Source organism: Enhygromyxa salina (assembly GCF_000737335.2).
Lineage (GTDB): Bacteria > Myxococcota_A > Polyangia > Nannocystales > Nannocystaceae > Plesiocystis > Plesiocystis salina_C.
Window position 1 is genome coordinate 43,282 of sequence record NZ_JMCC02000043.1, and the last position, 12,432, is coordinate 55,713.

Genomic DNA, 12,432 nt, shown 5'->3' on the forward strand with positions numbered 1-12,432 from the left:
GATGGATGGAAAAATGCAGATCTTCGTGGTTGCGCGAGCGAGCGCCTGATGACGCGCGAGTCACCACCGATCCACCCGCAGCTTTTGCTAAAGTGAGCCGTGGCCGAACTCCAGACCAAACTGACCGATGCAAAGGTTGCGGATTTCATCGCCGCGATCGCCGACGAGCAACAGCGCGCCGACGCCCAGGTGATCGTGGATCTGATGCGCGACGTGACCAAGGCCGAGCCACAAATGTGGGGGGCCAGCATCATTGGGTTTGGCGCGTACCACTATGTGTACGAGAGCGGCCGGGAGGGTGATTGGTTCTTGACCGGGTTCTCGCCGCGGGCTCGCAACCTGACCCTCTACATCATGCCGGGGTTCTCGGCTTACGGGGAGCTGCTGGGGCGGCTGGGTAAGTACAAGACTGGGAAGTCCTGTCTATATATCAACAAGCTCGCAGATGTTGATCTGGAGCTGCTGCGTGAGTTGGTGAAGCAGTCGACGGAGCATCTTCAGCGCAAGCATGCTGCGTCAGCTGAGAAGCCGGCGGCGAAGCAGAAGGTGGCTGCGGAGAAGCCCGCTGCGAAGAAGAAGGTGGCGGCGAAGAAGAAGGTGACGGCGAAGAAGCCCGCAGCGAAGAAGGAGACGGCGGCGGCGAAGAAGCCCGCCGCGAAGAAGCCGGCGGCGGCGAAGAAGCCCGCAGCGAAGAAGAAGGCGGCGGCGAAGAAGCCCGCGGCAAAGAAGCCCGCGGCAAAGAAGCCCGCGGCAAAGAAGCCCGCAGCGAAGAAGAAGGCGGTGGCGAAGAAGCCCGCGGCGAAGAAGGCGGAGGCGAAGAAGCCCGCGGTGAAGAAGAAGGCGGCGGCGAAGAAGAAGGCGGCGGCGAAGAAGAAGGCGGCGGCGAAGAAGCCCGCGAAGAAGAAGGTGGCGAGGACGAAGGTGGCCGCGAGGAAGCGGGGCGCAGCTCGGGCCTGAAGCCCCTTGCTCAGCCAAGCCGCAGCATCAACGATGCGTCCAGTCCCGCAGCGGCAGGTGGGCGACCTCGTTGAAGCCATCGAGGGTCATCCGGTCACCGCTGTAGACCACCCGCGTGATCGCAGTGTTGTACAGCCGCCACGCCTGCTCGAACGCGCGCTCGGGCGGCAGGCCCAAGACCTCGTGGAGCACCACGGCGGTCGGCCCCACAGACGTGAACAAGGCGACCTCCCCCTTGGCGTTCGCGCGAACCGTGCCGAAGGCCTCGCGCACCCGCTGATGAAAGCTTGGCCAGCTCTCGACGCCCTCGAGCTCGAGCTCGCCGCGCAGCCAACGACGCATGATCGCCTCGAACAGCAGCTGCCAAGCCTTCGCGCGCTGGCGCGGCTCGAGGGTCGTGTCCATCGCTTGGGTTGCGAGCTTGGCGGCCCCAGGTTGATCCTGCGAAAGCTGCGGCAGCGCAGCCTCGACCAGGGCCTGCCCGTCGTGCTCGTCGAAGCCCGCGAGCACGATCGGCTCTGGGAACCCGAGCTCGGCGCTGGCGAAGCTCTCGCGGGCCAGGCTCGCGGTGTGTTCGTGGCGTCGCGCGGGGCCGCTGTAGACCGCGTCGAACCCCGGCCGATCCGCCGCGGCGAACCGTTGCGTCAGCACCACGCCCAGGGTCCGCGCTTGCTCGCAGCCACGCGCCGAGAGCTGGTCGTAGTCGGCCGCGAACATCGAAGCCTGGGCGTGGCGGATCACGTGGACGGTGCTCACCGGCGCAGCGTACCGCGCCTGGACGGCGTCGCGGCAGCCGTCTAAAACCGTGTGATGAGCCAGACCGCCCGCACCAACAAGTTCGACCTCACTGGCAAGGTAGCGATCGTCACGGGGGGCTCGCGGGGCATCGGTCTGGCCGCCGCGACTTCGCTCGCGGCCGCGGGCGCCAAGCTGGTCCTGGCCTCGCGCAAGCCCGAGCCGCTCGAGGCCGCCGCGGCCCAGATCCGCGACCAGACAGGCGCCGAGGCGATCGGCGTCGCCGCCCACACCGGTGACGAAGAGGCCGTCACCCGGGTGGTCGAGCGGGCGGTCCAAGAGTTTGGTGGCGTCGACATCCTCGTCAACAACGCGGCGACCAACCCTCACTTTGGCCCGATCCTCAGCTCCGACGACAGCCACTGGGACAAGACTTGGGAGGTCAACGTCAAGGGCTACTTCCGCATGGCCCGCGCTTGCGTGCCCCACATGAGCAAGCGCGGCGGCGGGCGGATCATCAACATCGCCTCGGTCGCCGGCCGTCGCGTGCAGCCGGGCATGGGGATCTATTGTGTGTCCAAAGCCGCGGTCGTCATGCTCACGCAGGTGCTCGCCGTCGAGCTCGCGGATCAGAAGATCAACGTCAACGCGCTCACGCCCGGGTTTGTGAAGACCAAGTTCTCGAGCGCGATCTGGGGGAACGAGGCGATCTCCGAGGCGGTGATGAAGGCGATCCCGCAGCACCGCATGGCGGAGCCGGAGGAGATTGCGAGCTTGATCTCGTTCTTGGCGGCGGATGAGAGCAGCTTTGTGACGGGGTCGATCATCGACATCGACGGCGGGCAGCTGGCGGCTTCGGGGGTCGTGGTTTAGCGGCCGCGGTGCGATGCCTCGCGCCGCCTTGGTTGACGAAAACACGAGCTGGGGCCTGGACCTCATCCACCCCGACGATCTGGCGACGGTGCGAGCACTCGTGCCGAATGGCAAGGTGTTCCGCTGAGCTCCGTGCCCGTCCGTCCCTGTTCAAGCCGATCGTCGGACGTGTCCGTGGGGGCGTCACCACTCGCCCTGGTTGCTCATCGACTTCCAAGGCTCACGAGCCGGCAGCGCCTCGCCGCGCTGCAGCAGCTCGATCGAGATCTGATCCGGCGACCGCACGAACGCCATGTGCCCGTCCCGGGGCGGCCGCAGGATCGCCACCCCCGCCGCCGCGAGCCGCTCACACACCGCGTAGATGTCATCCACCGCATACGCGAGGTGCCCAAAGTTCCGCCCGACCGAGTAGTCCGCGTCGTGGTCCCAGTTGTGCGTCAGCTCCAGCTCGGGCGCGCCCGGCTCGGTCGCGAGAAACACCAACGTGAACCGCCCGCCGGGCACGTCCCGACGCCGGAGCTCTCGCAACCCAAGCAGCGTGAAGAACTCGACGGCGGCATCGAGGTCTCGCACGCGGATCATCGTGTGCAGGTACTCCAGGGGCACGGCCCGGAGCGTACAACGTCACGCACGCCGCTGCCGACGCCGACGTCAGTGGGGCTGACGCGCCGGGGGCCGCCGGGTCTGCGGGGGCGCGTCGCTGATCGACATCAGCTCGACCGTGAACGTCAGCCGCGAGTCCGCGGGGATCTTGCCCTTCGCCCGCGACCCGTACGCGAGGTCCGAGGGGATCGTCAGCCGCCGCAGGCCACCCACCTTCATCCCGGCGATGCCCATGTCCCAGCCCTTGATCACCCGACCGGTCCCAAGCACGAACGAGATCGCCTTCTTGCGCGGCACCGACGAGTCGAACACGGTGCCGTCGTCGAGCTTGCCGGTGTAGTGCACGGCCACGTTGTCGCCGTCCGCGGCGACCCGGCCCTCACCCAGGGCGAAGTCTTCGATCACCAGGCCGCCCTCGAGCTCGGACTTTTGCAGCGGCTCGCCAGCGAAGGCCTCGTCGCCCTTTGGATCCGGCAGCGGCGGCACGACGGCGACCAGCTCGAGCGTGAAGGTCAGCTGCGAGTTCGCGGGGATCTTGCCCTTCGCTCGCGGACCGTAGGCCAGCTCGGCCGGGACCGTGAGCCGCCGCTTGCCGCCCACCTTCATGCCGGGCAGGCCCTGATCCCAGCCCTTGATCACCCGGCCCTCGCCGATCGTGAAGGTGTAGGGCCGGTTGCGCTTCTTCGAGGTGTCGAACACGGTGCCGTCGTCGAGGGTGCCGGTGTAGTGCACGCTGACCTCGCTGCCGATCTTGGCTTCCTCGCCGGTGCCGATCAGGAAGTCATCGACGATCAGCCCGCCCGCGAGCGCGGCAGACGACACTGGTTCGCCGGTGAAGCCCGGCTCCGTCGAAGCCGCCGGCTTGGGCTGTTCGCCCGCGGCGGCCGGCTGAACACCAGCGGCTGGCTTGCCACTGTCGGCGGCGCTCGGGGGATCGATGCACGCCGCGAGCGAGACGAGCAGGCACGAGCAGAACAGGGACCGGGTCAGAGCAGTCATCGCGGCGCAGATATAAACACCCCGCGCGCCAGATACAATCGGGACCCCCGCGCACGCGCAGGTGCGACTGGTCGCTGCGGGGAGCGAAGCGACTACCAGTCCGTCGGCTTGTAGTCCTTCAAGAACCGGCCCCAGGCGTGCTCCCCGGTGATCTGCCCCTGAAAGATCGGGTCGACGATCCGCGCGGCCCCGTCCACGATGTCCAGCGGCGGATGAAAGCCCTCCTCGCGCTTGCGATCGGCGATCTCCGCCGGGTCTTCGTCGGTGACCCAGCCGGTGTCCACGCTGTTCATGTGGATCCCGTCGCGCACGTAGTCCGGCGCCGAGGTCCGCGTGAGCATGTTGAGCCCGGCCTTGGCCATGTTGGTGTGGGGGTGCCGCGGGGTCTTGAAGGTCCTATAGAACTGGCCCTCGACCGCCGACACGTTGACGATGTGCTTGTCCCGCTCCGGCGTGCGCGTCATCAGGGACTTGAGCTGACCGTTGAGCACGAAGGGCGCGACCGCGTTGACGAGGTGAACCTCGAGCAGCTCGACGGCCGAGACCTCGTCCAGCAGCAAGCGCCAGCTGTTGACCTTGCGAAAGTCCACTTGCTGCTCGTCGGCGTCGAGCGCCCCGGTTGGGAACAGGCGCACGGACGTGTCGAGATCCTCGGGCAGCAGCGGGACCTGGCTGAGCTCGGCGGCGCCTCCGGTTTGTGCCCCCATTCCAGAGTCCAGTCCAGCGGTGAGCGGGGCAGGCAGCGTCTCGACGCGGGACACCACGCTGCGTGCGGCGGCCGTGAGCTGCTCGGGTTGGCGCTCGGCGTCCATCAAGTGGGCATAAAAACCAGCCGGCCGCCGAACGGTCTGGCAGGCGTTGTTGATGATGAAGTCCAGGCGCGTCTCTTGGTCGAGCAGCTCGCGGCAAAACTGCTGGACGCTGGGCGTGTGACGCAGATCCAAGCCATGAATGGCCAGGCGGTGGCCCCACGCTTCGAAGTCGTCTTCGGCGGCGTAGCGGCGCGCGGCGTCATGCGGAAACCGAGTCGTCACGAGCACGCGCGCGCCCGCCCGCAGCAGCTTGATCGCGGCCTGGTAGCCGATCTTCACCCGGGCGCCGGTGATCAACGCGGTCCGCCCGGACAGGTCCGCGGTCTGGTGGCGGCGCTCGAGGTTGAGCTCGGCGCAGTCGCAGCACAGCTTGTCGTAGAAGTGGTGAACGCGAGTGAACTTGACCTTGCAGACGTAGCAGTTGCGCGCCGACTCGAGCTCGGGTTGCTCGAAGTCGCCGGCCTCGGCCGCGAGCTCGCGGGGGGCGTCGCGGCTGGGGGTTGCGAACACGGGCTGCGCTCGCTTGCGGCGGATCGTGAGCGCGTCCAGGACCTTCTCGTCGGCCTTGCGCTGCTTGGCCTTGCGCTCGCGCAGCTCCGCCCGTCGAAACACGCGCTGCTCGGTCCGCGACGGGCGTGAGGCCATGCCGGCGGCGATCATCAGGCGGGTGCGAAGCTCGGGGTCGACTTGGGCGAGCAGGCCGCGGTCGGCGACGATCGCCTCGAGGACGTCGACGGCGTCACCAAGCTTTTGCGTGAGGTCGTCCATGCGGGGGGGTCTATAGTTTGATCGCGGGATCGGGGGCAACTCGCGATCTCGCATCGTCCGGGGATCGACCCGGGATCGACCCGGGATCGTCCTCGGATGACAGTCGGGCGACTGCGCGGGCTATAGTGCGACCTCGCCATGTCTCGGTTCACGCAGGTATGTCTGGGTCTGATGGTGCTCGCGCTTGCGATCCTGTTCATGTGGCCGGATCGCGCACCCGGCCCCCAGGCGGTCGAGCCGGCCGCGGCCGGTGCTGACCACGCGGGTCCTTCGCCCGCGTCTCGATCCGTGTCGCGCACGATCGAGCGTTCGCCAAGCAAGGTGAACGCGCGCCCGACGGAACCCGCAGCGCAAGATCCCCGCGTCGCCCGCGAGCAGCTGCGCGCCAGCATCCTCGCCGAGCGAGCCCGCGCGCCCGTGGCCGCACCGCCGCCCCAGCCAACGCCTGCGAACCCCAGCGAAGCAGCCGCGCCAGCCGGCGAGCTCAAAAATCGGATCGGCGGCCACGAGGCACTGCTCGCGCGGCTCAACAGCGACTTCATGCCGTTGGCCAGCGAGTGCATCGAGGCCGCCCGCGAGCGCGACCCGGAGCTCAACGGGATGCTGACGGCCAACTTCGAGATCCTCAGCGACGACGAGCTTGGGAGCATCGTCGAGACCGTGGACTTCCCGGAGCCAGACGAGACCCACGACGACGAGCTGCGAACGTGCATCCGCGAGACCACGCTGAGCATGATCCTGCCCGAAGCGCCAAGCGGCCAGGAGCAGTTCATGCTCACGCTGCCGTTGGATTAGCCGATGGCATGGGTCGAAGAACTCGCACGTAGCCGTGTCTCGAGATCGATCCCGAGCAGCAGGTGGGTGTCGGGTGCCGACATGGGATGGGTCGGCGACTCGACCGTGGGTCAGGTTGACAGACAAGAAGGGTGTACCTAATGTCGTTTGATATGGAATTCGCGGCATTGAAAAAGCCCAACGTTCGTTCGTCCGCATGGGGCACCGGCCGCAGCACGCGACCATTTACTCGTTCGTGGTCGTCTGCCTTCGACGCCGCCGAGTTGCAAACGGCATCTCCAGTACAAACACCGCAGTATCACTCGAGACAGGCGCCGCGGATAATGCATATGAGCGCGAAGCTGATGCCGTTGCTGACGCCGTGGTCGGTGGGCGAACGGCCGACACGCTCGCCAGTAAACCGTTCGGCGCGGGCTTGACGGGGGCGCGCCCCAGTGCCGTGGCGACGCCAGCATCCACAGACCATCTTGGCGGCACGATCGCATCCAAGGTTGCGCAGGTCACAGGCCGTTCCACGGCGAACGCGACGTTTGTCAAAGGTAGCGTCGCAGACAAGCTGACGGCTGCGCTGAACACACCAGCCGCGACACAGGGGACCTCGATCTATCTCTCTTCAAAATTTGCGAGCATGCGGGCAGCGAAGCAAAACAGGGTTCTCGCTCATGAGTTTGTTCATGCAACGCAGAATCGTGCCGCCATATCACCGTATACGGAGTTTGAATCAGAGACGTGCCCCAAAAAACGCCCGGCGGGTGAACAGGAGGCATCCTTCGACCTACCATTCTCCTTCAACGAGCTCGACACCAGGCACACTGCGCAAATTTCTTGCGACGGAAGCAAGCTAGGCACCGTTCACAATTTGCGGGCGTGGCAGATTGAAGGATACGCGGTCAACGACGCGAGCGTTCGCCAAAGCGGAACGCACTTCAGGGCCTGGATGTCGAAAATCGCCGAGCGGCAGCGGGACCCCAACATTCTCACGACCGACGCGATGTCGCACTGTGGCGAGAATGGTGTGGTCGGCTATTATTTGACAGCTCACGTCATCGGAAAAAATGACTGTATCGGAAGCAACAATATCAACTCTTCGGCGTCGATCGAGCGGGAGACGTATGGGGAGAAGCACGCGCGCCACAACGGTGTGAGCGTGGTCAATGAGTTCAACGCCGACGAAAGCTCTGAACGTGGCTCATTGACCATCGATACCGCGGCGGAGATCAACAAGGTTCGCTCTCCGAAGTGTTACGGCGGATATCCGGCGACAAATCAGACCGAGTTGGGTCGTCGGAGCAACCGCAGCATCCTCATCGTCGAGTTGCCGCGACTCTCGCGGAGCAACGGTGAGGATGCCTTGATTCGCGACGCGGAGAAAAAACAGAGGGCCGAATCTGCGCAGGAGAACTACAATGATCTCTACGACAACGCCCTGCTGGCGCTGTCGGGGCCCTACAAGAAAATAAAGCAGTGCATCTGGAGTCGGCTGAAGGCGAACCTTGGCATTGCCGTCGAGCAGAACGCGAGGGCCGGTGGAATGAGCCCTCCGCAGGGAGGCGCCTACGATGCATACCTGCCCGGCACGATCGGGTTCGGTCCGCCGCGTGGGAACCCTGCTGCTGGGTCAGTCACCGCAGGCTTCGAGAGCGCCCGCAAGGCGCACGCCGCGAACCCCGCGACGTTCGGACAGAGGTCGGTGACGGACTTCATTCAGCCCCAGCATCTCACCGTTGACCTGTACGACAGCCTCACGTCCAACCCGAATCGCTACGGCATCACCACACTGACAGCCGCCATGGACCAAACCGCGATGCGGGCAATCGGCGGATTGGACGAATTCGCCGCGAATCGCCTGTTTCTCGCAAACGCGTTCCTGCAGGATGCGGAGATCACTCATCCGTTCAGGCTGTTCTTCAAAAATCACGAAGATGACCTCTACTGTTGCTTTCGGCCTGACAACGAATACTACTGGAGCATCGTCAAAAAGCCACCCGATTGGAAGATCAAGGACACTTCGGGTTCGTGCTGAGCGGCTCTCACTCGGACACCCAGAGTGCGACCTGCCGGTAGCGACAGCCTGGAGCGCCGGCCTGTCGCACGTCGCATTCGCGTCCCTCGAGCGCGCTGACAACCGTTGCGATCGTGTGCCAGCGAACCGTGGGCCCAGACATGACTGCCACGACCGATCGCATGGTCGGTCCCGAAGCGGCGGCAAAGAACGGGTCGAGCCGATCTGCCAGCGTCGCCTCGGGGGCGAGGTCGACCTGGGTGTGCGCCCCGGCGATCTGAACTTCGATTGTCTCCTCGTTCACGATCACCCTATCGGCTAAGCGGTCACGCGCGCGGCCTTTGAGCTGTTCACGAGCCGAGAGCTCGTCCGCCCGAACGGGCAATTTGACCACACATGCATCAACGGAGCTCTCGCAGTTGGGGGCCCGCGAGCTCACCATGATCGGCAGGCTCACGAGCTGGGCAAACTCGGGGCCGTGATAGTGACTGACGACCACGAAGTCGACGGGCACGAAGCTGGAACAGTCGCCGTGATCGCAGTTGGAGGTGGGGATGGCGTCGACGAAGCCGCGCAGCTGCCCAATGCCGAGGTCCGAAGCGACGAACATCTGGACGACCCCCACCTTCGGGGGCTCTATCCTGGACGGCGGTGGCCCGTTCGAGACCGTGGGCGCTTGCCAGTCCCCGTGCACGGGCAGCCACGGGCTTGGCTCGGGCCGCCAAGCGCCGATTGACCACCCTTCGGTCGCGACGTGTACGTGCGTTGGCGCGTAGTAAAGGCTGTGGAATTCGAGGTCCGCGCCCCTCGCCGAGATCCGGGCGAGTTCGACTTGTGGCCAAGCGTTCGCAGCCCGGCCGAGGTGCGCGTAGGCAGCCCAGGCGATCGTCTTGCTATCTCGCGGCGAGAGCTTCGAGGCCCGCAACAGCAGGTCGACCCCAATCGCAACGGTCCCAAGCTGATTGCGGGTGAAGCTGCGCGCGACGTCTTCGCTCCACCCGAGGTCACGAACGAGCGCGGCAAACCCAGGATTGTACGTGTCCCTGGCGACCTGACGCTCATCGGCTGACAACTCCCAAAATATGGTCGCTCGTTCGCGGGCGGGGCTGACGTACTCGCCACCGAATTGAGAGACGGGCAAACTCAGGCGATACGGAACGAGAACGCAGCTCGAATACAACGATTCGAGCGCCAGCCGCTCGCTGTCTCCCGCGCGCTCGGGTGGAAGCGAGCGCAGCTCGGCGGCGGCACGCTCGAGTTGCGCTTGCGAGCAGGGGCCGATGGTCTCGTCCACAGGGGGCTCACTGTGGCAAGCGGTGACCATGGCGAGCGCGCCGAGGGTGTGGGTCGTGAACCGCTTCATGGCTGGCTCTGGGTGGGCGGACCTCAGACCAATCGCTCACCGGGCAGCGGAAACCAGCGCAGATGCTCGAAGTCCTTGGTCGGGGCGACGACGGGCTCGCGCAGGCCTGACTGCGCGCTAGCGAAGATTTGCCGCGCAGCCTCGAGGTAGCCCGGGAGCTGATCTTCGTCCGCGTAGACCCGGTGCGGCCGGTGCGACATGCCCTCGGGCCCATAGCTGATGTCGCGCAGGCTCAGCGGCTCGGCGCCGCTGCCCTTGCGGTGCTTCCACAGCCCCGTCTTCGCGCAAAAGTCATACTCGTCGAGCAGCTTCCAGCCTTCGCGGGCGACGATGTGCACGGCCTCGAGCATGAACTCGAACACGGCCTCGGAGATGAAGTAGTTGAAGTTGACGCGGACCCAGCCGGGCTTGATGCCCTCGCAGCCCCGGCCGATCTCGCGCTCGAACTCGTGCGAGGTCTCGAGATCGATCCCGAGCAGCCGGTGCCCGTAGGGGCCCGCGCACGAGCAGCCACCGCGGGACTGGATGCCAAATAGATCGTTGAGCAGCGCGACCACGAAATTGTGGTGCAGGTACTTATCGTTGTGGCGGACCACGAACGAGACGATCGAGAGGCGCTGGGCCGTCTTGTTGCCGAGGATCTGGATCGCCGGGTTGCTCGACCACGAGCTGATCGCGCGGTGAATGAACGATTGCTCGCACTCGCGGATCACCTCGGCGCCAACCGCCTGCTTGAGCTGAAACACCAAGCCCGCGCGGATCGACTCGACGATCGCCGGGGTCCCGCCTTCTTCGCGGTGCTCGGGGTTGTCGATGTAGCGGTGCTCGGTTGGGTTGACGTACCAGACCGTGCCGCCGCCGGGCACGGTTGGGATCGTGTTGGCGCACAGCTCCTTGCGCAGCACCAGCAGGCCCGGCGTCCCGGGGCCGCCGATAAGCTTGTGCGGTGAGATGAAGATCGCGTCTTTGTAGGACAGGTGATCGTCGGGGCCGGGGACACCGGAGGGATCGAGCGGCTCGAGCGGGCCCATCGAGATCGACACATAGGGGGCCGCGGCCGCGCAGTCCCAGAACGACAGCGCCCCGTGACGGTGCAGCGTGATCGCAATGTTGCGGGTGTCGCTGACGATCCCGCTGACGTTGGAGGCGGCCGAGAATGAGCCGATCTTGAGGGGCCGATCCGCGTATTGCACCAACGCACGCTCGAGCTCGGCGAGGTCGATCTGGCCGTGCTCGTCCTCGCGGATCACCACGACCTCGCAGATCGACTCGCGCCACGGCAGCTCGTTGGAGTGGTGCTCGTAGGGGCCAATGAACACGACCGGGCGCTCGTCGGCGGGGATGTGCTTGGACAGGCCGTAGCGCTTGTCGAGATCCCGCGGGATCCGGCAGTTGAGGATCCCGATCATGCGATCGATCGCGCCGGTCGAGCCCGAGCCGCTGAAGATCACCGCGTGCTCGTTTGTCGCCCCGACCGCGTCGCGGATGATCTGGCGCGCGTCTTCGCGAAACCGCGTGGTCTGAAGCCCCGTGCCCGAGCTCTCCGTGTGCGTGTTGGCGTAGAGCGGCAACACGGCGTTGCGGATGAAGTCCTCGATGAAGCTCAGCGAGCGGCCCGAGGCCGTGTAGTCCGCGTAGGTGACGAGCCGCGGACCGTAGGGCCCGATGACGGCCTCGTTCCCCCCAATCACGGAAGCGCGGACGAGTTCGATCAGCGAGGCGTTGGACATCGGTGACGCGAAGTCTATCCGATGCCCACGCCCGCCTCTAGCAGCGGCTCGGAGCCGTCAGCCGGGCAGCCAGCCGACGTAGACGTCCTCGACGATCCACGAGTCGACGACGACTGGCTCGAGCCCCTGCGCCTCGAAGGTGACGTTGGTCAGCTCGAGGGTGGCGTCGGCCGGCATCTCCCACGGCTGGGGCATGCCCGTGGGCTCGACGGTGAGCGTGACCGTGCCGCTGACCGCCGTCCACTCGTGAGTGATCTGCGGGCCTTCGCCGGTGTCGTTGCAGCCGTCGTCGAGCAGGGTGCCGATCGCGGCGCGCAGATCCACATCCGGGCTGGGGAGCTGACTCTCGCGGATCTGGGTCTCGCCGAGATCGTGGGCGGTCGCGGCGATCTCTGCCCCGTTGAACAGGATGCCGACGGTGCCGTCCTCGTTGGTCGCGCCGATGTACACGTCACCGCAGCCGCCAACCTTGGTCAACGAGGCCGGGAAGTCGGCGGGTAGGCTGGCGTCGCCGTCGCCGTCGCCGTCCCCGGTATCGCCGTCGCCGTCCCCGGTATCGCCGTCGCCGTCGCCCGAGTCGCCATCGCCGTCGCCCGAGTCGCCGTCGCCGTCGCCCGAGTCGCCATCGCCGTCGCCATCGCCATCGCCATCGCCATCGCCAGTTTCGTCGTTGGCCGCGTCGTCACCTCCACCGACGACAACGCAGCCAAACACGCTCGGTGCGCCCAACAACAACACGCACGCCAGGCCAAGATCAGAGTAGTTCGTTCGCATCCGGCGAGGATAGCAGACCCT

At 66.1% G+C, this 12,432-nt stretch carries 11 protein-coding genes; 4 read left to right on the forward strand and 7 right to left on the reverse strand.

From position 1 onward, the window contains the following. Positions 1-99: 99 nt before the first annotated feature. Positions 100-957: a DUF1801 domain-containing protein gene (locus tag DB30_RS17455; RefSeq protein ID WP_205633011.1), complete on the forward strand. Its 858-nt coding sequence runs from the start codon at positions 100-102 to the stop codon at positions 955-957. Positions 958-984: 27 nt separating this feature from the next. Here the strand turns inward: DB30_RS17455 and DB30_RS17460 are convergent, their stop codons facing one another. Next, entirely contained in the window at positions 985-1,713 is a 729-nt protein-coding gene (locus DB30_RS17460) for a histidine phosphatase family protein (protein WP_052550334.1), read from the reverse strand. A 54-nt stretch (positions 1,714-1,767) separates the two neighbouring features. Here DB30_RS17460 and DB30_RS17465 point away from each other — a divergent pair, with 54 nt between their 5' ends. Next, a complete protein-coding gene (locus DB30_RS17465; RefSeq protein ID WP_052550336.1) occupies positions 1,768-2,565 on the forward strand; it encodes an SDR family NAD(P)-dependent oxidoreductase in 798 nt (265 codons plus the stop codon). Between the two features lie 183 nt (positions 2,566-2,748). Here DB30_RS17465 and DB30_RS17470 read toward each other — a convergent pair whose 3' ends face one another. From DB30_RS17470 to DB30_RS17480, 3 genes are all read right to left on the reverse strand, one after another. Further along, positions 2,749-3,165 (reverse strand): VOC family protein, encoded by a 417-nt coding sequence (locus tag DB30_RS17470; RefSeq protein ID WP_052550452.1) that lies wholly within the window; start codon positions 3,163-3,165, stop codon positions 2,749-2,751. A gap of 51 nt (positions 3,166-3,216) precedes the next feature. Continuing rightward, positions 3,217-4,167 (reverse strand): FKBP-type peptidyl-prolyl cis-trans isomerase, encoded by a 951-nt coding sequence (locus DB30_RS17475; RefSeq protein WP_146659352.1) that lies wholly within the window; start codon positions 4,165-4,167, stop codon positions 3,217-3,219. 92 nt (positions 4,168-4,259) lie between these two features. Next, on the reverse strand, positions 4,260-5,747 hold the full coding sequence (locus tag DB30_RS17480; RefSeq protein ID WP_052550338.1) for an SDR family NAD(P)-dependent oxidoreductase: 1,488 nt from the start codon (positions 5,745-5,747) through the stop codon (positions 4,260-4,262). 138 nt (positions 5,748-5,885) lie between these two features. Between DB30_RS17480 and DB30_RS17485 the strand changes: the two genes are divergently transcribed. Next, positions 5,886-6,542 carry a hypothetical protein gene (locus tag DB30_RS17485; protein ID WP_146659354.1) on the forward strand — a complete coding sequence of 219 codons (657 nt, stop codon included), beginning with the start codon at positions 5,886-5,888 and terminating at the stop codon, positions 6,540-6,542. Positions 6,543-6,738: 196 nt separating this feature from the next. Continuing rightward, complete coding sequence (locus DB30_RS17490) at positions 6,739-8,565, forward strand: eCIS core domain-containing protein (protein ID WP_146659356.1); 1,827 nt, start codon at positions 6,739-6,741, stop codon at positions 8,563-8,565. A 7-nt stretch (positions 8,566-8,572) separates the two neighbouring features. On the opposite strand, the gene DB30_RS17495 is transcribed toward DB30_RS17490, so the two are convergent. From DB30_RS17495 to DB30_RS41515, 3 genes are read right to left on the reverse strand one after another with little or no spacing between them, the layout of a single operon-like run. Continuing rightward, complete coding sequence (locus tag DB30_RS17495) at positions 8,573-9,907, reverse strand: hypothetical protein (protein ID WP_052550343.1); 1,335 nt, start codon at positions 9,905-9,907, stop codon at positions 8,573-8,575. A gap of 23 nt (positions 9,908-9,930) precedes the next feature. Continuing rightward, positions 9,931-11,637 carry an aminotransferase class V-fold PLP-dependent enzyme gene (locus tag DB30_RS17500; protein ID WP_052550345.1) on the reverse strand — a complete coding sequence of 569 codons (1,707 nt, stop codon included), beginning with the start codon at positions 11,635-11,637 and terminating at the stop codon, positions 9,931-9,933. Positions 11,638-11,694: 57 nt separating this feature from the next. Beyond that, entirely contained in the window at positions 11,695-12,411 is a 717-nt protein-coding gene (locus tag DB30_RS41515) for a hypothetical protein (protein ID WP_052550347.1), read from the reverse strand. Positions 12,412-12,432: the final 21 nt, after the last annotated feature.

Excerpts from the sequence above, each read along its gene's own strand:
- DB30_RS17490 (WP_146659356.1), top strand. The coding sequence starts at position 6,739 with ATGGGGCACCGGCCGCAGCACGCGACCATTTACTCGTTCGTGGTCGTC.
- DB30_RS17495 (WP_052550343.1), bottom strand. The coding sequence starts at position 9,907 with ATGAAGCGGTTCACGACCCACACCCTCGGCGCGCTCGCCATGGTCACC.
- DB30_RS17480 (WP_052550338.1), bottom strand. The coding sequence starts at position 5,747 with ATGGACGACCTCACGCAAAAGCTTGGTGACGCCGTCGACGTCCTCGAG.
- DB30_RS17485 (WP_146659354.1), top strand. The coding sequence starts at position 5,886 with ATGTCTCGGTTCACGCAGGTATGTCTGGGTCTGATGGTGCTCGCGCTT.
- DB30_RS17500 (WP_052550345.1), bottom strand. The coding sequence starts at position 11,637 with ATGTCCAACGCCTCGCTGATCGAACTCGTCCGCGCTTCCGTGATTGGG.
- DB30_RS17465 (WP_052550336.1), top strand. The coding sequence starts at position 1,768 with ATGAGCCAGACCGCCCGCACCAACAAGTTCGACCTCACTGGCAAGGTA.
- DB30_RS41515 (WP_052550347.1), bottom strand. The coding sequence starts at position 12,411 with ATGCGAACGAACTACTCTGATCTTGGCCTGGCGTGCGTGTTGTTGTTG.
- DB30_RS17475 (WP_146659352.1), bottom strand. The coding sequence starts at position 4,167 with ATGACTGCTCTGACCCGGTCCCTGTTCTGCTCGTGCCTGCTCGTCTCG.